This window comes from Streptomyces sp. NPDC002580, assembly GCF_042889485.1.
Lineage (GTDB): Bacteria > Actinomycetota > Actinomycetes > Streptomycetales > Streptomycetaceae > Streptomyces.
This window is the reverse complement of sequence record NZ_JBIAQZ010000001.1, coordinates 913,538-936,726: the sequence shown is the minus strand read 5'-3', so window position 1 is coordinate 936,726 and position 23,189 is coordinate 913,538. Positions and strand designations below refer to the sequence as shown.

General features: G+C 70.3%; 18 protein-coding genes. 9 read left to right on the top strand and 9 right to left on the bottom strand.

Features of this window, described 5'->3' with window-relative positions; translation table 11 throughout:
* Positions 1 to 98 precede the first annotated feature (98 nt).
* The 5 genes from ACFYW7_RS04005 to ACFYW7_RS03985 form a co-directional block, all read right to left on the bottom strand.
* A complete protein-coding gene (locus ACFYW7_RS04005; protein WP_389497524.1) occupies positions 99 to 1,481 on the bottom strand; it encodes an alpha-amylase family protein in 1,383 nt (460 codons plus the stop codon).
* 731 nt (positions 1,482 to 2,212) lie between these two features.
* Positions 2,213 to 3,892, bottom strand: coding sequence for a glycoside hydrolase family 13 protein (locus tag ACFYW7_RS04000; protein WP_389497522.1), 1,680 nt, complete (start codon positions 3,890 to 3,892; stop codon positions 2,213 to 2,215).
* A gap of 246 nt (positions 3,893 to 4,138) precedes the next feature.
* A complete protein-coding gene (locus ACFYW7_RS03995; protein ID WP_389497520.1) occupies positions 4,139 to 5,047 on the bottom strand; it encodes a sugar ABC transporter permease in 909 nt (302 codons plus the stop codon).
* Positions 5,048 to 5,060: 13 nt separating this feature from the next.
* Entirely contained in the window at positions 5,061 to 6,065 is a 1,005-nt protein-coding gene (locus tag ACFYW7_RS03990; RefSeq protein ID WP_389497518.1) for a carbohydrate ABC transporter permease, read from the bottom strand.
* Positions 6,066 to 6,159: 94 nt separating this feature from the next.
* Positions 6,160 to 7,437, bottom strand: coding sequence for an extracellular solute-binding protein (locus tag ACFYW7_RS03985; RefSeq protein ID WP_389497516.1), 1,278 nt, complete (start codon positions 7,435 to 7,437; stop codon positions 6,160 to 6,162).
* 469 nt (positions 7,438 to 7,906) lie between these two features.
* Between ACFYW7_RS03985 and ACFYW7_RS03980 the strand changes: the two genes are divergently transcribed.
* Both ACFYW7_RS03980 and ACFYW7_RS03975 read left to right on the top strand, forming a co-directional pair.
* The gene (locus ACFYW7_RS03980) at positions 7,907 to 8,941 is read left to right on the top strand and encodes a LacI family DNA-binding transcriptional regulator (protein ID WP_389497514.1); all 1,035 of its coding nucleotides are present in this window, start codon (positions 7,907 to 7,909) and stop codon (positions 8,939 to 8,941) included.
* Positions 8,942 to 9,050: 109 nt separating this feature from the next.
* A complete protein-coding gene (locus ACFYW7_RS03975) occupies positions 9,051 to 9,911 on the top strand; it encodes a phosphatase PAP2 family protein (protein ID WP_389497512.1) in 861 nt (286 codons plus the stop codon).
* 243 nt (positions 9,912 to 10,154) lie between these two features.
* Here ACFYW7_RS03975 and ACFYW7_RS03970 read toward each other — a convergent pair whose 3' ends face one another.
* On the bottom strand, positions 10,155 to 13,151 hold the full coding sequence (locus tag ACFYW7_RS03970) for a bifunctional [glutamine synthetase] adenylyltransferase/[glutamine synthetase]-adenylyl-L-tyrosine phosphorylase (RefSeq protein ID WP_389497510.1): 2,997 nt from the start codon (positions 13,149 to 13,151) through the stop codon (positions 10,155 to 10,157).
* Between the two features lie 147 nt (positions 13,152 to 13,298).
* Here ACFYW7_RS03970 and ACFYW7_RS03965 point away from each other — a divergent pair, with 147 nt between their 5' ends.
* The 4 genes from ACFYW7_RS03965 (at position 13,299) to ACFYW7_RS03950 (ending at position 17,084) form a co-directional block, all read left to right on the top strand.
* The gene (locus ACFYW7_RS03965) at positions 13,299 to 13,736 is read left to right on the top strand and encodes a VOC family protein (RefSeq protein ID WP_389497508.1); all 438 of its coding nucleotides are present in this window, start codon (positions 13,299 to 13,301) and stop codon (positions 13,734 to 13,736) included.
* A gap of 120 nt (positions 13,737 to 13,856) precedes the next feature.
* Positions 13,857 to 14,744, top strand: coding sequence for an alkaline phosphatase family protein (locus ACFYW7_RS03960; RefSeq protein ID WP_389497506.1), 888 nt, complete (start codon positions 13,857 to 13,859; stop codon positions 14,742 to 14,744).
* A gap of 1 nt (position 14,745) precedes the next feature.
* A complete protein-coding gene (locus ACFYW7_RS03955) occupies positions 14,746 to 16,056 on the top strand; it encodes an MFS transporter (protein ID WP_389497504.1) in 1,311 nt (436 codons plus the stop codon).
* The gene (locus ACFYW7_RS03950; protein WP_389497502.1) at positions 16,053 to 17,084 is read left to right on the top strand and encodes a TolB family protein; all 1,032 of its coding nucleotides are present in this window, start codon (positions 16,053 to 16,055) and stop codon (positions 17,082 to 17,084) included. Before ACFYW7_RS03955 ends, ACFYW7_RS03950 begins: the two co-directional genes overlap by 4 nt.
* A gap of 75 nt (positions 17,085 to 17,159) precedes the next feature.
* Here ACFYW7_RS03950 and ACFYW7_RS03945 read toward each other — a convergent pair whose 3' ends face one another.
* Together ACFYW7_RS03945 and glnA are read right to left on the bottom strand one after the other, a co-directional pair.
* Entirely contained in the window at positions 17,160 to 17,714 is a 555-nt protein-coding gene (locus ACFYW7_RS03945) for a YciI family protein (protein WP_389498562.1), read from the bottom strand.
* A gap of 332 nt (positions 17,715 to 18,046) precedes the next feature.
* Positions 18,047 to 19,408 carry a type I glutamate--ammonia ligase gene (glnA, locus tag ACFYW7_RS03940; RefSeq protein WP_389497500.1) on the bottom strand — a complete coding sequence of 454 codons (1,362 nt, stop codon included), beginning with the start codon at positions 19,406 to 19,408 and terminating at the stop codon, positions 18,047 to 18,049.
* A 329-nt stretch (positions 19,409 to 19,737) separates the two neighbouring features.
* Between glnA and ACFYW7_RS03935 the strand changes: the two genes are divergently transcribed.
* Positions 19,738 to 20,943: a globin domain-containing protein gene (locus tag ACFYW7_RS03935; RefSeq protein ID WP_389497498.1), complete on the top strand. Its 1,206-nt coding sequence runs from the start codon at positions 19,738 to 19,740 to the stop codon at positions 20,941 to 20,943.
* Between the two features lie 316 nt (positions 20,944 to 21,259).
* On the opposite strand, the gene ACFYW7_RS03930 is transcribed toward ACFYW7_RS03935, so the two are convergent.
* The gene (locus ACFYW7_RS03930) at positions 21,260 to 21,694 is read right to left on the bottom strand and encodes an RrF2 family transcriptional regulator (protein ID WP_389497496.1); all 435 of its coding nucleotides are present in this window, start codon (positions 21,692 to 21,694) and stop codon (positions 21,260 to 21,262) included.
* A gap of 159 nt (positions 21,695 to 21,853) precedes the next feature.
* Between ACFYW7_RS03930 and ACFYW7_RS03925 the strand changes: the two genes are divergently transcribed.
* Positions 21,854 to 22,516 carry a DUF3105 domain-containing protein gene (locus ACFYW7_RS03925; protein ID WP_389497494.1) on the top strand — a complete coding sequence of 221 codons (663 nt, stop codon included), beginning with the start codon at positions 21,854 to 21,856 and terminating at the stop codon, positions 22,514 to 22,516.
* Positions 22,513 to 23,136, top strand: coding sequence for a DUF305 domain-containing protein (locus ACFYW7_RS03920; protein ID WP_389497492.1), 624 nt, complete (start codon positions 22,513 to 22,515; stop codon positions 23,134 to 23,136). The genes ACFYW7_RS03925 and ACFYW7_RS03920 overlap by 4 nt, the downstream gene beginning before the upstream one ends.
* The last annotated feature ends 53 nt before the right edge of the window (positions 23,137 to 23,189 follow it).

Here is a 23,189-nt window from a genome sequence, read left to right as displayed (position 1 = left end):
CCCCGCGCAGCGTTTCGGCCACGATGCCGAACGCCCGCGTGACCGTATCGCTCACGCAAGGTTTACAGCAAGAGTCTTGCAATGTGCAGAAAGGCTTTTCAGCAGCTGGACTTGCCCGCGTAGATCGCGAGGGCCGTGTTGGCGCCCAGCGTCGCCGTGAACTGGCCCGAACTGTTCACCGTGATGCTGGTGTTGTTCTGGACGTTGCAGTACGTGCCCGCGGCGAGCGAGGTGCTGTACGTCCGGCTCAGCGTGGAGGTCTCGTGGTTGATGGCCACGAAGCCCTTGCCGCCCCGGCCGAAAGCGATCGCGTCGTTGCCGTTGTCCCACCAGTTGGAAAGGGCTTGCCCTCGGGTGGCGTTGCGGAAGGCGACCATCGACCTGATCTCCGGCCAGGCGTGCTGACACTTCCAGCCGTCCTGCCAACAGGCGTTGACAGTACCGCCGTTGGGCGGTCCGGCGTCGATGTTCGACCACTCGTAGCCCGAGTTGACGTCGGGGGCGCCGTACGGGTAGGCGAGCATGAAGACGTTGGCGAGGGTGTAGTTCGCCCCGTCCTTGTAGTTGAGCGTCGAGCCGTTGCGCTCGGTGTCGTGGTTGTCGACGAAGACGGCGGAGACCGAGCTGCTCATGTAGCCCCAGCCCTCACCGTAGTTCTTGAGGTAGGCGAGGTTCTCGTTGTTGAAGACCCGCTTGAGGTCGTAGGCGTAGCGGAACTCCTGGACGTCGCCGTTTCCGGTGTACTCGGTGGGCTGGACGGCCTCGCCCGCGCCGTAGATGGCCTCCTGCTTCCAGTAGACGGACGGATTGCTCAGCCGGGACTTGATGTTGGCGAGGTCGGCGGCCGGCATGTGCTTGGCCGCGTCGACCCGGAACCCGTCGACGCCGTAGCCGAGCAGGGTGTTCATGTAGCCGGCGATCGCGGACCGGACGTAGTCCTCGCCGGTGTCCAGGTCGGCGAGACCGACGAGTTCGCAGTTCTGGACGTTGGCGCGGTTGGTGTAGTCGCTGATGCTGGACGTGCAGTTGTCCATGTCGGCGGCCGAGTAGAGGCCCGGGTAGTTGTACTTCGTGTACGAAGAACCTCCCGTGCCGGTACCGGATCCGGCGGCCATGTGGTTGATCACCGTGTCCGCCACGACCTTCACACCGGCCGCGTGGCAGGTGGTGACCATGTTCTTGAAGGCGGTGGCGTCGCCGAGCCGTCCGGCGATCTTGTAGCTCACGGGCTGGTACGAGGTCCACCACTGCGAGCCCTGTATGTGCTCGGCGGGCGGGGACACCTGGACGTAGCCGTAGCCGGCGGGGCCCAGCGTGTTGGTGCATTCCTTGGCGACCGAGTCGAATTTCCACTCGAACATGACGGCGGTGACGTCCTTGGTGCCGGGCGGCGAGGCCGCCGCCGTACCGGGAGGAACGGTCACGGTGACCGCCAGGCCCGCCACGAGGGCGAACGAGGCCGCTAGCGATTTCCTTGCCATGTGGGGTACTCCTGCACTTCGTCGTGCGGGTGGGGGAATCGGAAGGTACCGCTTACGACAAAGTTTCAGCAAGATGTCGAAAGAACTTTCAACTTCCTTATTGACGTGCCCCCTTGGGCGGTCCCACGCTCCACACGGGTCGGCTCCCGCGCCCCGCGGACGTGCCGACCGGCCCCGAGAGGAGCCGCACCCCGATGGCCTTACGACGAAGAAGGGTCCCCCGGCTGCTGGTGACCGTCGCGCCGGCACTCGGCGGACCGCCCGCGATTCCGGCCCGGCCGGCCCGCCGCTGCCGACACCGGCGTCCCCGACGGCGACGTCATCGCCAGCCTCCGGGACGGACATCCTCCCCCTGCCTGAAAGAGGGGGATTCCAACCCGGCCGGGTTGAGGTTCACGGACACTCGACCACTGTTCCCGCGGTGTCGTCCCTCCGGCACCGGCTGAGCGCCGGGGGGCGGGGAATCCCGCCCCGTCATGCCGCGGCGTCGATCGCTGCGTTGCTGTCCGCGTTGCAGGTCAGGCCACAGAAGGAGCAGACGAACTCGGCTTGGCTCTTGCGCGAGTTCTTGTCGATCCCTGTGAGGGAAACGGGGTGGGATGAGGGAGCGCGCGCAGAAAAGCGGTGCTCCGGTCGTCAGGAACCGGAGCACCGCTCTCGCATGGGTTACCCCACCCATGGGACGAACGGTGCTCCGGTGGTCAGGACCGGGAGCACCGCTCACGTGTGGGTCAGACCGCCCACCACACAGTCGTGTCGGCGGGCAGCTTCGCCTCGCCGTCCTGCGACAGGGTCACCTCGCCGCTGGTGACGAGCACCCGGCCGTACGCCGGGACGGTCACGGCCTCGCCCCCGGTGTTCGCGGTGCAGACGAAGTCGCCGCGCCGGAAGGCGAGGACGCCCTCGGGTGCCGTCAGCCATTCGACGCTCTCCCCCGCGCCGAGGTCGGACCGCTCGCGCCGGACGGCGAGCGCGGCGCGGTACAGCTCCAGGGTGGAGCCCTCCTCGCCGGTCTGCGCCTCGACGCTCAGTCCGGCCCACTCGGCGGGCTGCGGCAGCCAGCTGCCGCCGTCGCCGAAGCCGTACGAGGAACCGGTGCGGGTCCACGGGATCGGCACCCGGCAGCCGTCGCGGAAGCCGTCCTGTCCGGCGCCCCGGAAGTAGGCGGGGTCCTGGCGCACCTCGTCCGGCAGGTCGACGACGTCGGGCAGGCCGAGCTCCTCGCCCTGGTAGACGTAGGCGGAACCGGGCAGCGCCAGCATCAGCAGGCTCGCCGCGCGGGCCCGGCGCAGACCGAGCTCGCGGTCGCCCGCGGTGCGGATCTGGGTGCCGAGGCCGGCCTCGTTGGCGAACCGGGTGGCGTGCCGGGTGACGTCGTGGTTGGACAGCACCCAGGTGGAGGGGGCACCGACCGGACGCATCGCGTCGAGCGTGCGGTCGATCACCGCGCGCAGCTCGGCCGCTTCCCAGTGGGAGCCCAGGTACTGGAAGTTGAAGGCCTGGTGCAGCTCGTCGGGGCGCACGTAGTTGGCGGTGCGCTCGACGGTGGGCGTCCACGCCTCGGCGACGAAGATGCGCTCGCCGGAGTACTCGTCGCAGATCGTGCGCCACTGCCGGTAGATGTCGTGCACGCCGTCCTGGTCGAAGAACGGCATGACATCGTTGCCCAGCAGTTTCAGCTGCTCGCGGTCGCCGAGGTCCGGCAGTCCCTCGGCCTTGACCATGCCGTGCGCGACGTCGATGCGGAAGCCGTCGACGCCCATGTCCAGCCAGAACCGCAGGATCGAGCGGAACTCGTCGCCCACGGCCGGGTGTTCCCAGTTGAAGTCGGGCTGCTCGGGCGCGAAGAGGTGCAGGTACCACTCGCCCGGGGTGCCGTCCGGCTCGGTGACCCGGGTCCAGGCCGGGCCGCCGAAGATGGACTCCCAGTCGTTGGGCGGCAGCTCGCCGTCCTCGCCCTTGCCGGGACGGAAGTGGTAGCGGTCGCGCAGGTCGGAGCCGGGGCCCTCGCGCAGGGCGCGCTTGAACCACTCGTGCTGGTCGGAGGAGTGGTTGGGCACCAGGTCGACGATGATGCGCAGCCCGAGTCCGTGGGCGTCGCGGATGAGCGCGTCGGCGTCCAGCAGGTTGCCGAACATGGGGTCGACGGCCCGGTAGTCCGCCACGTCGTAGCCGGCGTCGGCCTGCGGCGAGGCGTAGAAGGGGCTGAGCCACACGGCGTCCACGCCGAGGTCGCGCAGGTACGGGAGTCGGGAACGTACGCCCTCCAGGTCGCCCATGCCGTCGCCGTTGCTGTCGGCGAAGCTGCGCGGATAGACCTGGTAGATCACCGCGTCGCGCCACCAGTCGCGGTGCGCGGCGACGGTGGCGAGAACGGAGTTCGGGGCCTGGTCGGCGGAGTGCTGGCTCATGGCGTCCTTGATGCGATGAGGGTCCCCGTGTCCGAGCGCGGTCGGGCGTGGGGAGGAATTCGGCTGTGGGGGCAGACCCGTGCTCACGCGAGGCCGGGAGCACGGGGGAAAGACGTCGACGCAGGGCGGGGAAATGAGGCGGCCGCGGTACCGGCGGGGTCGGATGGGCACCGCGGCCGCCACCCGCGCGCTTGGAGCGCGCGGGAGCCCTGGGCGTACTGGGCGTGCTGGGCTGTCCTGGGTGGATCAGCCCTTCGTGCCGCCCGAGGTGAGTCCGGTCACCAGGTTCTTCTGCACGAGGTAGAAGAAGGCGGAGACGGGTATCGCGATCAGCACGGCCGTCGCGGCCGCCAGGTTGCGCTGCGAGTCGTGCTCGCTGACGAAGGTCTGGAGTCCGACGGCGAAGGTGTACTTCGAGTCGTCCAGCATGAACGTCGAGGCGAAGGCGACCTCACCGAACGCGGTGATGAAGTTGTAGAACGCGGCCACCGCGAGACCCGGCTTGGCGAGCGGCAGGATCAGCCGGAAGAAGGTGCCGAAGGGGCTCAGCCCGTCGACCCGGCCGGCCTCGTCGATCTCGAACGGGATGGTGTCGAAGTAGCCCTTGAGCAGCCAGGCGCTGTAGGGCACCGCCGTCGAGCAGTAGACGAGGATCAGGCCGAGGTAGGAGTCGATGAGCTGCAGGTCCGAGAGGATCTGGTACATCGGCACGATCAGTACGGCGATCGGGAACATCTGGGTGACCAGCAGGACCCACATGAACTTCTTGTAGCCGGGGAAGCGCATGCGCGAGACCGCGTAGCCGGTGGTGGCCGCGATCATCACGCCGACGACCGTGGTGCCGAGCGAGACGATGAGCGAACTCTTCATCCACTCGAAGAAGTTCGTCTGCTGGAGCACGAAGGAGTAGTTGTCGAACGTCATCGTGTCCCAGATGCGTCCGGGGTGGAGGTAGTCGTCCTGCTCCGGGCCGAGGGACAGGAAGACGAGCCAGGCGATCGGGAACAGCGCGACCAGGCTCGCGACGATGAGGATGCCGTGGGAGACGAGCGAGCCGACGAGGCCGCGCCGAACTCGCTTGCGGGCCGGCTGGGGCGCCTCCCCGTTCCGGGAGGTCTGCTCGACCGGAGGCGTCTGAAGTGTGGTGGTGCTCATGGAGACTCCTGCCTCAGATCGCGAGCTGCTGGTCATTGCGGTTCAGCCAGCGGCGGTAGAAGGAGGTGAAGACGATCAGGATGGCCAGCAGCAGCATGCCGTAGGCCGCCGACTGCGCGAAGTCGCGCGGTTGCTGGCCGAAGCCGAGGTAGTAGGCCCAGGTGACGAGGATCTGAGCGTCCGGCGCGGTGTTGCCGAAGAGGATGAAGATCACCGCGAACTGGTTGAAGGTCCAGATGATGCCGAGGAGCACGACGGTGGAGCTGACCGACCGCAGGCCCGGCAGGGTCACGAAGCGGAACTGCTGCCACTTGTTCGCGCCGTCCATCTCGGCGGCCTCGTACAGCGTGCCGTCGATGGACTGCAGTCCGCCGAGCAGCGAGACCATCATGAACGGGACACCGCACCAGGTGTTGACCATGATCGCCGCGAACCGCTGCCAGAAGGTGTCCTCCAGCCACGCCGGCGACGGCAGGTGCACCGCGTCGAGCATGGAGTTGATGATGCCGCTGTCGGCGAGCATGAAACGCCAGCCGAAGACGGTGACGAAGGTCGGCACGGCCCACGGCAGCACCAGGACCAGCCGGTAGAGGGTACGGCCGCGCAGCTTCTGGTTGAGCAGCAGCGCGAGGCCCAGGCCGATGCAGTAGTGCAGGGCGACGCACAGGACGGTCCAGGCGATGGTCCAGATGAAGTGCGACCAGAAGCGGTCGTACGACGTCGGACCCCACAGGATGTCCTTGTAGTTGTCCAGGCCGATGAACTTGTAGGTGGCGTCGATGTGGTTGACGCCGATCGTGCGGGCCGAGTTGAGGCTGTTGGCGTCCGTGAACGTCAGATAGATGCCCCGCACCAGCGGATAGAGCACCAGTCCACCGAGTACGACGACGACCGGAGCGATCATCGCGTACGCGTACCAGTACTTCTGGTACGCGTGCTTGAGACGCTGCTTCCGGCCGGAGCGCGGTGCTCGGTCACCGTGGCGCTTGCCGGTTGCTCGATCGATGGCGACTGTCATGGTTCGACACCTTCTGCAAGATCAGGATTTGGACGCACACAGCCGGTGGCCGCCGGGTCCTTCCCTCTCGGAAGGACCCGGCGGCCACACGGGCTCACTTGCTGAAGTCCGGGACCAGCTTGGCGATCGCCAGCTCGGCGTTGCTCAGGCCCTTGTTCAGGGACACCTTGCCACCCGCGATCTTCGGCAGCTCGGTGTCGAGCGGGCCCCACAGGGAGCCGTACTCGGGCAGCGCCGGGCGCGGCTGGGCGGCCGGGAGGACCGTCTGGTAGCCGGCGATGCCCGGGTTGGCCTTGACCTCGGCGGTGTAGGCGTCGTCACGCGTGGGCAGCGTGGAGTTCTTCAGCGCGATGGTCGCCTGGGACTTCGCCGACGTCATGAAGTTGACGAACTTCAGCGAGGCGGCCTGGTGGGCCTTGTCCGAACCCGCGTACACGGAGAGGTTGTGGCCGCCGGTCGGGGCGCCCGCCTTGCCGGTGGAGCCCGCCGGGACGGTGGCGATACCGAGGTTCGCCTTGTCCGAGAACGCCGAGCCCTTGTAGAAGTTGGTGATCTCCCACGGGCCCTGGATGATCGAGGCGACCTTGCCGTTGACGAACGCGTCCTGGATGTGGGCGTACGCGTCGGCGGTGGTGTCGGCCTTGTGCAGGCCCTTGCCGGAGAACAGACCCTGCCAGGTGCCGAACGCCTTCTTCGCCTCGGCCGAGTTCACCGTGATCTTCTTGGCCTCGGCGTCGACGGTGTTCGTGCCCTCGCCGTACAGGAAGGACTGCGCGTAGTAGGCCTGGGTCGAGCCCCAGTAGCCGTCGACGCCGGTCTTGGCCTTGATGGTGGCCGCGTTCTTCTTCAGGTCGGCCCAGGTCTTGGGGGCCTCGGTGATGCCGGCCTTCTTGTACAGCGCCTTGTTGTAGACGAGCGCGAGGGTGTCGGTGACGAAGGGCACACCGTACGTCTTGCCGTCGAACTTGGCCTGCTCGATCAGGCTGGGCTGGAACTTGGCCTGGTCCGTGAGGGCGTCGGTGCCGTCCAGCGGCAGGAAGTAGCCCTTCTTGGCGAAGGCGGGGGTCCACCCGACCTCGGAGCGCAGGATGTCCGGGGCGCCGGAGGCACCGGCAGCCGTGTCGAACTTGTTCTGCGCCTTGTCGAAGGGCACGTTGACGTACTTGACCTTGATGGTCGGGTTGGCCTTCTCGAATTCCTTGGCCAGGGCCTTGTACGTCGGCGCCTCATTGGTGGCGTTGGAAGTGTCCCACCAGGTAATGGTGGTGGGGCCGTCCGCCTTGTCACTGCTGCCGCCGTCACTACCGCCGCAGGCCGTCGCCGCGAGGGCGAAGGACGCCACCAGCGCGGTGGCCGCTATGCCACGCCGCATGAGATCTCCTTGAGGGTGAAAGCCCGAGTAGGTGGGGAATCGGTCCCGCCCGATCCCCTTGCCGACTTGCCGACTGCGCCGTTGCGTCCGCCGGGCGACTGGAACGTAACAGCCATGTAAGCGGCGCGAAAGGTCTTGCAGCAAAAAAGTGAAAGAGCTAACGACAGTTATGCGGCCGTGACCTCGTGGCGGCCGTCTCGAAACCCTGCTACCAGGCCGCTCAGCGGACATACGGACGTCTGTGCAAGACTCTGCAAGCTCTTGCCACGGGGGTCGTGTACGGGGATCATCGGCCGTCAACGCCTTGCAGGAGCCACCCCTTTCCCGCGCGGCGCACGCACGGGACACCGAGCCGACCAGAACACGAGGGAGCGCGATGACGCAGCAGCCCGGAGCGGGCCGATCGATCGCCCGCACACGGCGTCTGGTTGGTGGGCAGGGTGAGATGCGACCGGTACAGTCCAATCCTGTGACCACACGGCTTGCCGACATCGCAGCCCAGGCGGGGGTCAGTGAGGCGACCGTCAGTCGCGTCCTGAACGGGAAGCCGGGCGTCGCCGCTACCACTCGCCAGTCCGTCCTCGCCGCGCTCGACGTCCTGGGCTACGAGCGCCCGGTGCGCCTGCGACAGCGCAGCGAGGGCCTGGTGGGCCTGATAACCCCCGAGCTGGAGAACCCGATATTCCCTGCCCTCGCGCAGGTCATCGGGCAGGCCCTGACGCGTCAGGGCTACACCCCCGTCCTCGCGACCCAGACCCCGGGCGGCTCCACCGAGGACGAGCTGACCGAGATGCTGGTCGACCGCGGGGTCGCCGGCATCATCTTCGTCTCCGGCCTGCACGCCGACACCTCCGCCGACATGCAGCGGTACGAGCAACTGCGCGGCCGAGGTGTCCCTTTCGTCCTGGTCGACGGCTTTTCGCCGAAGGTGCAGGCGCCGTTCATCTCGCCGGACGACCGCGCGGCGATGGCCCTCGCGGTCACCCACCTCGCCTCTCTCGGGCACACCAACATCGGGCTCGCCCTCGGGCCCAAGCGCTTCGTTCCGGTGCAGCGCAAGATCGAGGGCTTCGTGCGCTCGATGCAGGAGCAGCTGAACCTGAACGCCTCGGACGTCGAGGAGCGACTGGTCCAGCACTCGCTGTACACGCTGGAGGGCGGCCAGGCGGCCGCGAGCGCCCTCATGGACCGTGGCTGCACGGCGATCGTCTGCGCCAGCGACATGATGGCGCTCGGCGCGATACGGGCGGCGCGCCAGCGCGGCCTGGAGGTTCCCACGGACATCTCGGTCGTGGGATTCGACGACTCGCCGCTGATCGCCTTCACCGACCCGCCGCTCACGACCGTCCGCAAGCCGGTCCCCGCGATGGGGCAGGCCGCGGTGCGCACGCTGCTGGAGGAGATCGGCGGGACGCCCGCGCCGCACAGCGAATTCGTGTTCATGCCGGAACTGGTGGTGCGGGGTTCGACCGCTTCCGCCCCCGGGGACCGGAATCGTCCCTGAGCCAGGAGCGCCCGGGGGTCCCCTGCCTCCCCCGGGTGCAGAACGTGCGACCGGGACCCGACCAGGGGATGATCGGTGGGCGAAGGCTTTTCTGGCAGACTCTGCGCCTATGGGTGAGACGACCGTGACGACACTGGAAGGCCGGGAAGAGGCCACTCCACAACCCGTCGCGGAGGAGAAGGCGGGGAACAGGCTCCTGCGCCGTTTGCGAACCCCGCGTCGCCCCCGCTTCTGGTTCGAGATCCTGCTCATCGCCGTGAGTTACTGGACGTATTCACTGATCCGGAACGCGGTGCCCGAGCAGCGACGCGAAGCGCTGCGCAACGCGGACTGGATCTGGCAGGCGGAACACCATCTCGGTGTCGCCTTCGAGGAGTCGGTCAACCACGCCGCCGACTCGGTCACCTGGCTGATCATCGGCATGAACTACTACTACGCGACGCTGCACTTCGTGGTGACGCTGAGTGTTCTCGTCTGGCTGTACCGCTGTCATCCCGGCCGCTACGCGGCGGCCCGTCTCGTCCTTTTCACCACCACGCTGGTGGCCCTCGTCGGCTACTACCTGTTCCCGCTCGCGCCACCCCGCCTGATGAACGGCAGCACGTTCATCGACACGGTCATGGTCCACCAGACCTGGGGTTCGATGGCTTCCGGCGATCTCAAGCACATGTCCAACCAGTACGCCGCGATGCCGTCCATGCACATCGGCTGGTCCCTCTGGTGCGGCCTGGCCGTCTTCGCGCTGGCCTCGGCCCCCTGGGCGCGCGTCCTCGGCCTCCTCTACCCGGCGGCCACCCTGCTGGTCATCGTCGCCACCGCCAACCACTTCTGGCTGGACGCGGTGGGCGGCATGCTCTGCCTCGCCTTCGGCTTCCTGGTCGCCCGCTTCTGGTACGGCGCGCTGCCGTACGCGCTGCCGCGCTGGGTGCCGGGGACGCGGGGCGTGCCGACCCTGTCGGCGAAGACCTGACCGGCGTCCAGCCGTCACGTTCGGTGACCAGTGGCACCCCTCGGGACATCGCCGGCCTCCCTCGGGACCGGTCGTCGGCCTCCCCCCAGAGATGATCGCCCCCCCCAGGGGCCAGGCGTCGGCACCCCCCGGAGCGAGGCGCCGGTACCCCTCCGTCACCACGGCGGGCCCCTCCGACCCGACCGCGCGCGGTGACCCACCGGCCCGACCGCAAGGTCCCTCGCGTGCGACGGCACGCGTCCCTCAGGCGCCGTAGAACAGTTCGTCCACCACGGCCCGGGCCCGCCGGGTGGTCCGCCGGTAGTCGTCGAGCATGTCCCCGACATGCCCCGGGTCGTACCCGAGATAGCGGCCCACGGCGGCGAGCTCGCGGCCGTCCGAGGGGAAGGTGTCCCCGGCCCGGCCCCGTACGAGCATCACGGCGTTGCGCACCCGGGTGGCCAGGACCCACGCCTCGTCGAGCGTCGCCGCGTCCTCCGTGGACAGCAGGTCCGCCGAGCAGGCCGCGGCCAGCGCCTCGCGCGTCCGGGTCGTCCGCAGGCCGGGCTCCACCCAGCCGTGCCGGAGCTGGATCAGCTGGACCGTCCACTCCACGTCGGACAGACCGCCGCGCCCGAGCTTGGTGTGCAGGGTCGGGTCGGCACCGCGCGGCAGCCGCTCCGTCTCCATCCGGGCCTTCAGCCGCCGGATCTCCCGCACGGCCTCCTCGCCCAGGCCCTCCGCCGGATACCGCAGCGGGTCGACGAGCTCGATGAACCGGCTCCCCAGTTCCACGTCCCCGGCCACGACCTCCGCGCGCAGCAGCGCCTGCGACTCCCAGACCAGCGACCAGCGCCGGTAGTACGCCTCGTACGACTTCAGGGTGCGCACCAGCGGCCCGGACTTCCCTTCGGGCCGCAGGTCCGCGTCGATCAGCAGCGGCGGATCGGCACTGGGCAGCTGGAGCAGCCGCCGCATCTCGGCCACCACCGCGTTCGCGGCACGGGCGGCGTCCTGGTCGTCGACCCCCTCCCGGGGCTCGTGCACGAAGAGGACGTCCGCGTCGGAGCCGTAACCGAGCTCATGGCCTCCGAAGCGGCCCATCCCGATCACCGCGAACCGTGTGGGCAGGGTGTCCCCCCAGCCGTCCCGCACCACGGCCCGCAGGGTGCCCGCGAGCGTCGCGGCCGTCAGATCGGACACGGCGCCGCCGACCAGGTCGACCAGCGCCCCCTGGTCGGCGACGGCCGGCGTCTCCTCGGTCCCGTAGGAGGCGACGATGTCCGTCGCGGCGATGCGGAACAGCTCCCGCCGCCGCACGCCGCGCGCGGCGGTCACGGCCTGCTCTCCGCCGTCCGCCCGCCGCACCGCGGCGAGGATCTCCTGCTCCAGGTGGGCCCGGCCGCGCGGTCCGAGGCCGCCGCCCTCCCCGTCGCCCAGCAGCGCCACCGCCTCCGGCGCGCGCATCAGCAGGTCGGGGGTGAGCCGTCCCGCCGAGAGCACGCGCGCGAGGTTCTCCGCGGCGGCGCCCTCGTCCCTCAGTAGCCGCAGGTACCACGGGGTCTTGCCGAGCGCGTCCGACACCTTCCGGAAGTTGAGCAGGCCTGCGTCGGGGTCCGCGGAGTCCGCGAACCAGCCGAGCAGCACCGGGAGCAGGGTCCGCTGGATGGCGGCCTTGCGGCTGACCCCGGACGCCAGCGCCTCCAGGTGGCGCAGCGCGGCCGCCGGGTCGGCGTACCCGAGGGCGACGAGCCGCTCGCGGGCCGCTCCGGGGCTCAACCGGGTCTCCCCCGGAGCGAGTTGGGCGACAGCGTCGAGCAACGGCCGGTAGAAGAGCTTCTCGTGCAGCCGTCGCACGACGGCCGCGTGCCGCTTCCATTCCCGGTTCAGTTCCTTGACCGGGTCGACGCGCAGTCCGAGCGAGCGTCCGATCCGCCGCAGATCGCCCTCGCCCTCGGGCACCAGATGCGTGCGCCGCAGCCGGAAGAGCTGGATGCGGTGTTCCATCGAGCGCAGGAAGCGGTAGGCGTCGTCGAGTTGTACGGCGTCGGCGCGTCCCACGTATCCGCCCGCAGCGAGCGCCTTCAGCGCGTCCAGGGTCGTACCGCTGCGCAAGGCGGTGTCGACCCTTCCGTGCACCAACTGCAGGAGCTGTACGGCGAATTCGACATCCCGGAGCCCTCCCGGAGCGAGCTTGAGTTCCCGTTCGATCTCGGCGACCGGGATGTTCTCCACGACCCGGCGCCGCATCTTCTGCACGTCGGGGACGAAGTTCTCCCGTTCGGCGGCCTGCCACACCAGGGGGGCCAGGGTGGCGACGTACTTCTCGCCCAGCTCCAGGTCCCCCGCGACGGGGCGGGCCTTGAGCAGCGCCTGGAACTCCCAGGTCTTGGCCCACCGCTGGTAGTAGGCGAGATGGCTGCTGAGCGTCCGCACCAGAGGCCCGTTGCGGCCCTCGGGACGCAGGTTGGCGTCGACCGGCCAGATGCTGCCCTCGACGGTCGTCTCGGAGCAGATCCGCATCATGTGCGAGGCGAGCCGGGTGGCCGCCTGCACGGCCTTCTGCTCGTCGGCCCCGTCGACGCTCTCCCCGACGAAGATCACGTCGACGTCGGACACGTAATTCAACTCGTGGCCACCGCACTTGCCCATCGCGATGACCGCGAGCCGGCACAGGGCGACGTCGTCGGGCGCCGCGGCCCCGGCGATGGCGAGGGCCGCGCGCAGGGTCGCGGTGGCGAGGTCGGCGAGCTCGGCCGCGGTCTGCGCGAGGTCGGTGGTGCCGCACACGTCGCGCGCGGCGATGGAGAGCAGACAGCGGCGGTAGGCGACGCGCAGCGCGACGGGGTCCGTCGCGTCCCTCAGTCCCCGTTCGAACTCCTTGACCCCGGGATGCAGGTCCCGCGCCTCGTAGGTGACGAGGGCCTGCCAGTCGTGCGGGTGCCGGGCGAGGTGGTCGGCGAGCGCGGCGGAGGCGCCGAGGACGCCGAGCAGCCGGTCGCGCAGCGGCTTGGCGGCGATCAGGGTGTCGAGGAGTTCCCGTTGGGCGGGGCGTCCGTCCTGCGCCTCGACCAGCCGGACGAGTCCGAGGAGCGCGAGGTCCGGGTCGGCGGTGCCGCCGAGCGCCTCCAGCAGGACCGGGTCGGACCTCACCGGTTCCAGTTCGGGCCCCTCCAGGAGCCGCTCGGCCGCCGACGGATCGGTGAAGCCGTGCCGCAGCAGCCGAGTGAAGGTACTGCTCCTGCGCCCCGGCGCCGTCATCCCGGCCTCCTGTCGGTCGGACTAGCACGGACTGTCGGATCAAGGTCGTGCGAGTCCGAGCGTAACCCCGCTCCCCAGGGTGGCGCCCCGCGCCGGACTGGGCTTGTGTGGACAGAGTCATGAGCCCCGCGACAAGGGAGTCGAACCATGGACATGACCCTCGAAGTGATCCTGCTGCCGGTCTCCGACGTGGACCGGGCCAAGGAGTTCTACCGGGACAAGGTCGGATTCCATGTCGACCTGGACGGCGAGGTGATGGAGGGCGTGCGGATCGTCCAGCTGACGCCGCCGGGGTCCGGGTGCTCGATCGCGCTGGTCGACGGGCTGAAGATCCCGACGGGGACGCCGCAGCCGGGGACGTACCACGGGATGCAGTTGTGCGTGCAGGACGCCGCGGCGGCGTACGAGGAGCTGACCGCCCGCGGACTCGACGTCAGCGAGCCGGTCGCGTTCGCCCCGCGGGACGGGGCCACCTTCATGTACTTCAAGGACCCGGACGGCAACGGCTGGGCGATCCAGGAGTACCGCAAGCGGGCGACGGAGCCGCTGCACCAGGTGCTGGGCCAGCTGGCCCGCGATCGCTGAGGCCAGCAGTTCATCCGCTCTTCATCCCACCGGTTGGGGGACGTGAGCCCCGGGAATATTGGCGTGAGCATGCTCTGTCCGCACCGCCACCGTCGCCTTCCCCCCACCGGAGGTCCGAAAGTGTCCGGCAGAAACGTGTACACCCGCGGTCGTGCCGTCGTGGCATCCGCCCTCGCCTTCACCGCGGCCGCGGCCGGGCTGTGGACCGGGCTCGCCGGTTCGTCGCCCGCGAGCGCCGCGGCCGCGGTCCCCACCCCCGACCACGTCGTCGTCGTGGTCTTCGAGAACCACGCGTACAGCCAGGTGATCGGCTCCTCCAGGGCGCCGTACATCAACTCGCTCAGGACCGGCGGGGCCAACCTCTCCCAGTCGTACGCCGAGACGCACCCGAGCCAGCCCAACTACTTCGCCCTGTTCTCCGGATCCACCCAGGGCATCACGGACGACAGCTGCTACACCCCCGGCTTCTCCTCCGCGCCGAACCTCGCCTCCGAGCTGATCGCCGCCGGCAGGACCTGGGGCAGCTACAACGAGACGCTGCCCAGCCAGGGTTCGACCACGTGCAGCAGCGGGGACTACGCGCGCAAGCACAATCCCTGGTTCGGCTTCAGCAACGTGCCGACGTCCAGCGCCAGGACGTTCGCCCAGTTCCCGACGGACTACACGACGCTCCCGCAGGTCTCCTTCGTCGTCCCGAACCTGTGCAGCGATATGCACGACTGCTCGGTGTCCACCGGTGACACCTGGCTGAAGAACAAGCTGGGCGCGTACGCCGGCTGGGCCAAGACCCACAACAGCCTGCTCGTCGTCACCTTCGACGAGGACAACCGGCTCGCGGGCAACAAGATCCCGACGGTGCTGTACGGCCAGCAGGTGACCGCGGGTTCCTCGTCCACCACCACCTACAACCACTACGACCTGCTGCGCACGCTGGAGGACATGCACGGCCTCCCGCACGCCGGCAACGCGGCCTCCGCGAAGGACATCACGGGTATCTGGACGTCCTGACGTGTACGTAGCGGACAGCCGCGCCCGTACCCCGGAATCCCCGGTGGCGGCGTCCGCGGAAGGCGCCGCCCGGCCCCGGGCCGGGCGGCGCCGGGCCGCGGTCGCGCCCACGGTGCTGGCACTCGGCACGGTCAGTCTGATCACCGACGTCTCCTCGGAGATGGTGACGGCCGTCCTACCCCTGTACCTGGTGGCGGGCCTCGGCCTGTCCCCCCTCGGTTTCGGCCTCCTCGACGGGATCTACAACGGCTTCTCGGCGCTCGTCCGGCTGATCGGCGGGCATCTCGCCGACCGGGGCGGCGGCCGCCACAAGTGGGTGGCGGGTGCCGGATACGCCCTCTCGGCCGCCTGCAAACCCCTCCTCCTCATGGCCCAGACCCTGACGCCGATCGGTCTCGTCCTCGCCGCCGACCGCACCGGCAAGGGCCTGCGCACCGCCCCGCGCGACGCCCTGATCTCCCTGTCCAGCACCCCGGAGACCCGCGGCCGCGCCTTCGGCGTCCACCGCGCGATGGACACGGCGGGCGCCCTGCTGGGCCCGCTGGCCGCCTTCCTGATCCTCCGGGCGACCGTCGACGGCTACGACGCGGTGTTCACGGTGAGCTTCTGCGTGGCCGTGGCCGGCGTCCTGGTCCTGGTGTTGTTCGTGCCGGGTGGTTCGGCGGCGCGGGCCGCCGCCCCGCCCGGCCCGTCTGCCGCCCCCCGCGCCACCCTGCGCGCCGCCTTCGCCCTGCTGCGCCGTCCGGAGCTGCGCCGCATCGCGCTCTGCGCGACGCTGCTCGGCCTCGCCACGGTCAGCGACTCGTTCGTGTTCCTGCTGCTCCAGCGCCGGCTCGGGGTGGCGGACCGCTGGTTCGCGCTGCTGCCGCTCGGCACGGCCGCCGCGTTCCTGCTGCTCGCCGTCCCGCTCGGCCGGCTCGCCGACCGGACCGGCCGGTGGCGGGTGTTCCTGGCCGGCCACGGCGCCCTGCTGCTCGCGTACGCCCTGCTCCTCGCCTCCTGGCACGGCGCGGCGCTGCCGTACGCGGTCCTGCTCCTGCACGGCGGCTTCTACGCGGCGACGGACGGCGTCCTCATGGCCGCGGCCTCGGACAGCGTGCCGGCCGAACTGCGCTCGTCCGGGCTCGCGCTGGTCCAGACGGGGCAGTCGCTGGCCCGGTTCGTCTGCTCGCTCGGCTTCGGCGCGGCGTGGACGGCCTGGGGCGACCGTACGGCGCTCACGGCGTCAGCCGTGGCACTCACCCTGTGCGCCCTGTTCGCGCTGAGCCTGCGCCCGGCCGCCCGCCGCACCCCCTCGGAAGGACTCGTATGACGCCGCGAACCCGCATCCTGGTCCTGGTCTGCGCCCTGCTCGCACTGGCGGGGATCGCCACGGCGTCCGTGCTGCACGCCTCGGCCCGCGCCGAGCGCAGGAACGAGGCCCGGCCGGGCGGCCCGCGGATCACCGCCGGGCGGGTCTCGCTGGCCGACTCCCGGCGGCTGGTGTTCCGGAACATGGCGTGGGGGCCGCACCGTGACGAGCTGACGGCCGTCCCGGCCTCCGACCCGTCGGGCCCTCGCACGGCCTCCGCGGTCAAGTGCCTCCGCTTCTACGCGGCTTCGGGCACCGGGGTGTGTCTCCAGGCGGTCCACGGAACGGTCCGGGACACCTACCGGGCGGTGGTCCTCGACGCCGAGCTGCGCGAGAGGGCCCGCTACGACGTGCCCGGCATCCCGTCCCGGGCCCGTGTCTCGCCCAACGGCCGGTACGTGGCCTGGACGGCGTTCGTCGGCGGAGACTCGTACGCGGGCACGAACTTCTCGACCCGGGCAGCGATCGTCGACACCCGCACGGGCGAGCTGACGCCGTCCCTGGAGGCGTACCGCGTGGTGAAGGACGGCAGGACCTACCATGCGGCCGACGTCAACTTCTGGGGCGTGACGTTCGCGGCCGACGACCGCACCTTCTACGCCACGATGGCCACGCACGGCACGACCCACCTGGTCCGCGGCGACCTGGACGCCCGCACCGTCACCACCCTGCGCGCGAACGTCGAGTGCCCGTCCCTCTCCCCCGACGGCACCCGTATCGCCTTCAAGAAGCGCGTCAAGGGCCTTCCCCGGGACGCCCCTTGGCGCCTGTACGTCCTCGACCTGCGCACCGGGCGCGAGACCCCGCTCGCCGAGCCTCGCAGCGTCGACGACCAGGCCGTCTGGAGCGACGGCCACACTCTCGTCTACGCCCTCCCCGGCGACTACGGAGCCGACCTCTACGCGGTCCCGTCGAACGGCACGGGAGAGCCGCGGCGCATCAGCACCGCGGCGGTGTCCCCCGCGTACGTGGGCCGCTCGTCCCGGTAGCCCCCGCAGTCCCTGGCCCTGGTAACCCCCCTGGTCCCGGCGGCCCCGACAAGAGCTGCGGGCCGCGGGCCCGGTTCACGACGGCCGCCCGCCGAACTGCCAGTTGTGGACCTCGATGTCGGCGTACCGGCCGGGAGTGAGCAGGACCGCGCGGGCCGTCTCCGGGTCCGGCGCCCGCACCAGCGCCGCCGTACCCAGCCACGCGGAACCGTCGTCGGACAGCAGCGGCCCGTAGGCGATCAGTTCGTCGGACCCGGGCGGCACCGCGAGGTCGGCGGCCCGTCCCCCGCCGAGGCCGAGCACCAGGTACCGGTCGCCGTCGGTACGGCCGCCGGGGAACTCCCACATGGTGCGCCCCAGCGTGTTGTGCCACCGGCGCACCAGGACGTCCCGGTACACGCCCGCCTGGTACCCGGGCTCACCGAACGCGAACGCGTGGGCGGCGGCGGGACCGGGCAGGTCGAGGATGTGCAGACTGCCGGTGGCGGCGTCCCGGTCCCCGTCCAGGGTCGGACCGCGGGCGATCATCTCCGCCGCGTACCCGTCCATGTAGGACCAGTGCTCCTCCAACAGCTCGTCGCGCAACGCCGACGAGCCGGGCCGGTCATGGTGGTAGCAGAAGAACTCCATGCCCACAGTCTTCATCATCGACGCGCTCACCCGGTCAACACCCCCTGCGAGAAAAGCAGTTGGCGCTAGATCGCGACACGCGCACCGCAACCGCCGCGTGATCGCCCGTTCCACGACCCCGCCCCGTCACGTGATCATTCCTTGCCGGACGGGATCCAGCCGCGCGGGAGCACCGGGCGCCAGCAGGGCATCCGTGACCGCCCCGAAGAGCGCCGGGCCCCCTCCGGGCCCTCGGCGCCGGCGCCGAGGGCCGGTGCGGACGGAGGCGGGGCCCACGGTCACCGACCGTGGGCCCCGCGTGCCGAGCAAGAGGGAACGTCCCTGACCTGGGCTTACAGCACCGGCAGGTTCTTCCTCAGCTCGAAGGCCGTGACCTCGGAGCGGTACTCCTCCCACTCCGCCTTCTTGTTGCGGAGGAAGAAGTCGAAGACGTGCTCGCCCAGGGTCTCGGCGACGAGTTCGCTGCGCTGCATGATGGCCAGGGCCTCGCCGAGGTTCTGCGGGAGGGGCTCGATGCCCATGGCGCGGCGCTCGGCGTCGGAGAGGGCCCAGACGTCGTCGTCGGCGCCCGGCGGGAGTTCGTAGCCCTCCTCGATGCCCTTCAGGCCCGCGGCCAGGAGCAGGGCGTACGCGAGGTACGGGTTCGCGCCCGAGTCGATCGAGCGGACCTCGACCCGCGCCGAGCCGGTCTTGCCGGGCTTGTACATCGGCACCCGGACGAGGGCGGAGCGGTTGTTGTGGCCCCAGCAGATGTACGAGGGTGCCTCGCCGCCGGCGCCCGCGGTGCGCTCCGAGCCGCCCCAGATGCGCTTGTAGGAGTTGACCCACTGGTTGGTGACGGCGGAGATCTCCGCGGCGTGCTTCAGGAGGCCGGCGATGAAGGAGCGGCCGACCTTGGAGAGCTGGTACTCCGAGCCGGACTCGTAGAACGCGTTGCGGTCGCCCTCGAAGAGGGAGAGGTGGGTGTGCATCCCGCTGCCCGGGTACTCCGAGAACGGCTTCGGCATGAAGGTGGCCTGCACGCCCTGCTCCAGCGCGACCTGCTTCATGATCAGCCGGAAGGTCATGATGTTGTCGGCCGTGGAGAGCGCGTCGGCGTAGCGCAGGTCGATCTCCTGCTGGCCGGGGGCGCCCTCGTGGTGGCTGAACTCGACCGAGATGCCCATCGACTCCAGCATCGTGATGGCCTGGCGCCGGAAGTCCTGGCCGACGTTCTGCGGGGTGTGGTCGAAGTAGCCCGAGTTGTCGGCGGGGGTGGGCCGCGAGCCGTCCAGCGGACGGTCCTTCAGCAGGAAGAACTCGATCTCGGGGTGGGTGTAGAAGGTGAAGCCGAGATCCGAGGTCTTGGAGAGGGCGCGCTTGAGGACGTACCGCGGGTCCGCGAAGGACGGGGAGCCGTCCGGCATGAGGATGTCGCAGAACATGCGGGCCGTGCCGGGGGCCTCGGCGCGCCAGGGCAGCACCTGGAAGGTGCCCGGGTCCGGCTTGGCGATCATGTCGGACTCGTAGACCCGGGCGAAGCCCTCGATGGCCGAACCGTCGAAGCCGATGCCCTCGTCGAAGGCCTGTTCCAGCTCCGCGGGGGCGACGGCCACCGACTTGAGGAAGCCGAGTACGTCCGTGAACCACAGACGTACGAACCGGATGTCACGCTCCTCCAGCGTCCGGAGCACGAACTCCTGCTGCTTGTCCATCTTCCGCTTCCACCCATCCTTGCTGGTCAGGCCGCCTGCTCCCACGCCTCGAAGACGATCGGCGCACCTGAGCATCCCACCACAACACCATTTCGTGCGCGTTGCGGACCATGATCGACCGGGCGACCACGTCCTGAACGCCTCGCGTACGGAAGGTGTCCTGCTCTGCCGCCCATCCTGCCTGCTCAGGCGCGCTCCCGTAAGACACGCCGGACACTCTCTCGCCGCATCGGCTCTTAATTTGCATCTCAGATGCAAGTTTAACTAGGGTGTGGCCCGTACAAGGCGGCCACAACCCACCGTTTCCGCCCTGGCCTTGAGGAGTCCCGATGCTGTCCGACCAGTCCGCCACGACCGTGCGCGCCACGCTTCCCGTCGTCGGCGCCGCCATCGGTGAGATCACCGAGCGCTTCTACACCGGACTGTTCACCGCCCGCCCAGAGCTGCTCCGCGACCTGTTCAACCGCGGCAACCAGGCCGCGGGCACCCAGCGGCAGGCACTGGCGGGATCGATCGCCGCCTTCGCCACCCATCTGGTCGAACACCCCGACGAGCGGCCCGACGCGATGCTGAACCGCGTCGCGCACAAGCACGCCTCCCTGGGCATCGCGCCCGACCAGTACGAGATCGTGCACGAGCACCTCTTCGCCGCGATCGTCGAGGTGCTGGGCGACGCGGTCACCCCGGAGGTCGCCGCCGCCTGGGACGAGGTCTACTGGCTCATGGCGAACGCCCTGATCGCCATCGAGAAGCGCCTGTACGACGAGCGGTCGGACGCCGGGACCCCGCGCCCCTGGGTGGTCACCGAGCGCGTCGAGGAGACCGCCGACGTCGCCACCTTCCGGCTCCGCCCGGCCGACGGCGGCCCCCTGCCGGACTTCCGGGCCGGCCAGTACGTGTCGGTCCGCGTCGAACTCCCGGACGGCGCACGCCAGATACGCCAGTACAGCCTCTCCGGCGCGCCCGGTTCGCCGGTGCGGCAGATCAGCGTCAAGCGGATGCGCGCGCGGGAGGACACCGGGATGCCGAGCCCCGAGGGCGAGGTCTCCACCCATCTGCACACGCACGTCCGCGAGGGCAGCGTCCTCGACGTCTCCGCGCCGTACGGCGACCTGGTCCTCGACGCCACGGACGCCCCCGTCCTCCTCGCCTCCGCCGGCATCGGCGTCACCCCGATGATCGCCATGCTGGAGCAGCTCGCGGCCACCGGCCACAAGGCCCCCGTCACCGTGGTGCACGCGGACCGCTCCCCCGCCGAGCACGCGCTGCGCGCCGACCACGAGGCGTTCGCGGACAAGCTCGCCGACGCGGAGACGCACTTCTGGTACGAGCACCCGGAGCCGGGCCACCCCGCCGACCGGACCGGTCTGGTCGATCTCTCGGGTGTGACCGTCCGGCCGGGCACCCGCGCCTACCTGTGCGGGCCGCTGCCCTTCATGCGCGCGGTACGGACCCAGCTCCTCGCCAAGGGCGTGCCGGCCGCCGACATCCACTACGAGGTCTTCGGACCGGACCTCTGGCTGGCCCGCGACTAGAACCGGCCAGGTCCACCGGGACCGGCCAGGTCCCGGCGGTACCGGCCAGGTCCGTCCTGGCGGTACCGATCGGATCCGCCGGGACCGTCCAGCCCGTTGATGCCGGTCAGATCCCGGCGGGGAGCATTCGCTCCCCCGGCGGCACCTGCCTGCCCCTGCGCGACCCGTCCCGGTCGAGCAGGGGCTCGTCCGGCTCCGGCCGGTGTACCGCCAGGTGCCGTCCGGCCGGGCGGCCCGGTGGAGGCACCCGGGCCCACGGGCCCGGATCGGCCGGACTCCGGAAGCGGCCGGACGCGAGAAGCGGTCCGACGCCGGATCACGGTCTCCGGGTGATGTCCAGCAGCAGCGGCCCGGTCGGTGCCGCGACGACGTCGGCGATGGTCAGCGGGTCCAGCGAGGCGTAGAACGCCTCCTGGGCCAGCCGCAGGGCACCCCGCAGCCGGCACGCGGCGAGCAGCGGGCACGGTGTGTCGCCCTCGCACTCGACGACGTCGCCGTCCCCTTCGAAGGCGCGCACGACCGCGCCGACGGAGGCGCCGCGCCCCTTCTCGGTGAGCGCGAGCCCGCCTCCCCGGCCGCGCCGGGCGTCGACCAGCCCGAGGTGCTGGAGTTCGGCGACGACCTTGGCGGCGTGCGAGTACGGGACGCGCATGTCGGCCGCGACCTCGCGCGTGGTGGGTGTCGGCTCGCCGACGACGGCCAGGCGCATCAGGAAGCGCAGGGCCAGGTCGGTGGATCGCAACAACCGCATGCCCGACAGCGTAGGTAATGCGCATCTTCGGTTCAAATTTTCCCCGCCCCGCTCCCGGCCTCCCCTTCTTCGGCCAATCCCGGGCCCACCCTGCCGACACCCCTCCCTTCCCGATTACGATCGGCGGACCCGCCCGTCCCATCCCCATAAGGACTCACCATGGGTTCCGCCAAGAACACCAGCACCGGATCGCGCCAGGCACGCATCGAGGAGCTGCGCCGCGTCGAGCGCAACCGGGAGCGGCGCAACCGGATCCTCATGGCAGCGGCCGGCGTCGTCGTCGTCGCCGGTCTCGTCGCCGGTGGTGTCGTCCTCGTCCGGTCCCAGTCGGACAAGAAGGACACGGCGAGCGACGCGAAGTCCTCGGGACACTTCGTCACGGGCGCGGACGGCGTGAAGACGTGGAAGGGCACGCTGGGCCGCAACCACGTCACGAAGACCGTGACCTACCCGATGGAGCCGCCGGTCGGCGGTGACCACAACCAGGTCTGGATGAACTGCAACGGGGACGTCTACACCAAGGCGGTCGGCAACATGAACGCCGTGCACTCCCTGGAGCACGGCGCCGTCTGGATCACGTACAACGACAAGGCGTCGGACGCCGACGTGAAGGCGCTCGCGGCGAAGGTGAAGAAGACGCCGTACACGCTGATGAGCCCCGTCGCCGACCAGAAGGACCCGATCGTGCTGAGCGCCTGGGGCAAGCAGCGCACGGTGACCGGCGCGAGCGACAAGAACGTCGACGCGTTCCTCTCGGAGTTCGTGCAGGGCAAGCAGACGCCCGAGCCGGGCGCCGCCTGCACCAACGGTCTGGCGCAGTGAGGCCGACCGGCTGGATCGCGGGTGCCACGGCGGCCGTGCTCGTCGCGGTCGGGGCGATCACGTACGCCGTCGCCGACGGCGACGCCTCCGGGACGCGGGCGCCCGCCGCCGACTCGGCGGACGCGGGCTTCGCCCGGGACATGGCGGTCCACCACCAGCAGGCCGTCGAGATGTCGTACATCGTGCGCGACCGGACCGAGGACGTGGAGGTGCGGCGTCTCGCGTACGACATCGCGCAGACGCAGGCCAATCAGCGCGGCATGCTGCTCGGCTGGCTCGACCTGTGGGAGTTGCCGAAGGTGTCCCCGGACCCGCCGATGACCTGGATGGGCATGGGGGACATGGCGACCGGCGAGGACGGCTCGCTGATGCCGGGCATGGCCACCGACACCGAGATGAAACGGCTCGGCACGCTGAACGGGAAGCGGGCCGAGGTCCTCTACCTCCAGTTGATGACCGAGCACCACAAGGGCGGCATCCACATGGCCGAGGGCTGTGTGGCCAAGTGTTCCGTCGGCGTGGAGAAGCGGCTCGCGCAGGGCATGGTCGACGCGCAGCAGTCGGAGATCAAGCTGATGGCCGACATGCTCGCGAAGCGGGACGCGACGGCGCGCGACTAGGTCCCCGCGCCCGCTTCCCTGTCCGACGAGTACCTTGCCCCGTAAGGGAGTTC

What these genes read in the sequence shown, in the direction of transcription:
- ACFYW7_RS04005 (WP_389497524.1), bottom strand. Translation starts at nt 1,481, where the DNA reads ATGGCAAGGAAATCGCTAGCGGCCTCGTTCGCCCTCGTGGCGGGCCTG.
- ACFYW7_RS04000 (WP_389497522.1), bottom strand. Translation starts at nt 3,892, where the DNA reads ATGAGCCAGCACTCCGCCGACCAGGCCCCGAACTCCGTTCTCGCCACC.
- ACFYW7_RS03995 (WP_389497520.1), bottom strand. Translation starts at nt 5,047, where the DNA reads ATGAGCACCACCACACTTCAGACGCCTCCGGTCGAGCAGACCTCCCGG.
- ACFYW7_RS03990 (WP_389497518.1), bottom strand. Translation starts at nt 6,065, where the DNA reads ATGACAGTCGCCATCGATCGAGCAACCGGCAAGCGCCACGGTGACCGA.
- ACFYW7_RS03985 (WP_389497516.1), bottom strand. Translation starts at nt 7,437, where the DNA reads ATGCGGCGTGGCATAGCGGCCACCGCGCTGGTGGCGTCCTTCGCCCTC.
- ACFYW7_RS03975 (WP_389497512.1), top strand. Translation starts at nt 9,051, where the DNA reads ATGGGTGAGACGACCGTGACGACACTGGAAGGCCGGGAAGAGGCCACT.
- ACFYW7_RS03970 (WP_389497510.1), bottom strand. Translation starts at nt 13,151, where the DNA reads ATGACGGCGCCGGGGCGCAGGAGCAGTACCTTCACTCGGCTGCTGCGG.
- ACFYW7_RS03965 (WP_389497508.1), top strand. Translation starts at nt 13,299, where the DNA reads ATGGACATGACCCTCGAAGTGATCCTGCTGCCGGTCTCCGACGTGGAC.
- ACFYW7_RS03950 (WP_389497502.1), top strand. Translation starts at nt 16,053, where the DNA reads ATGACGCCGCGAACCCGCATCCTGGTCCTGGTCTGCGCCCTGCTCGCA.
- ACFYW7_RS03945 (WP_389498562.1), bottom strand. Translation starts at nt 17,714, where the DNA reads ATGGAGTTCTTCTGCTACCACCATGACCGGCCCGGCTCGTCGGCGTTG.
- glnA (WP_389497500.1), bottom strand. Translation starts at nt 19,408, where the DNA reads ATGGACAAGCAGCAGGAGTTCGTGCTCCGGACGCTGGAGGAGCGTGAC.
- ACFYW7_RS03935 (WP_389497498.1), top strand. Translation starts at nt 19,738, where the DNA reads ATGCTGTCCGACCAGTCCGCCACGACCGTGCGCGCCACGCTTCCCGTC.
- ACFYW7_RS03930 (WP_389497496.1), bottom strand. Translation starts at nt 21,694, where the DNA reads ATGCGGTTGTTGCGATCCACCGACCTGGCCCTGCGCTTCCTGATGCGC.
- ACFYW7_RS03925 (WP_389497494.1), top strand. Translation starts at nt 21,854, where the DNA reads ATGGGTTCCGCCAAGAACACCAGCACCGGATCGCGCCAGGCACGCATC.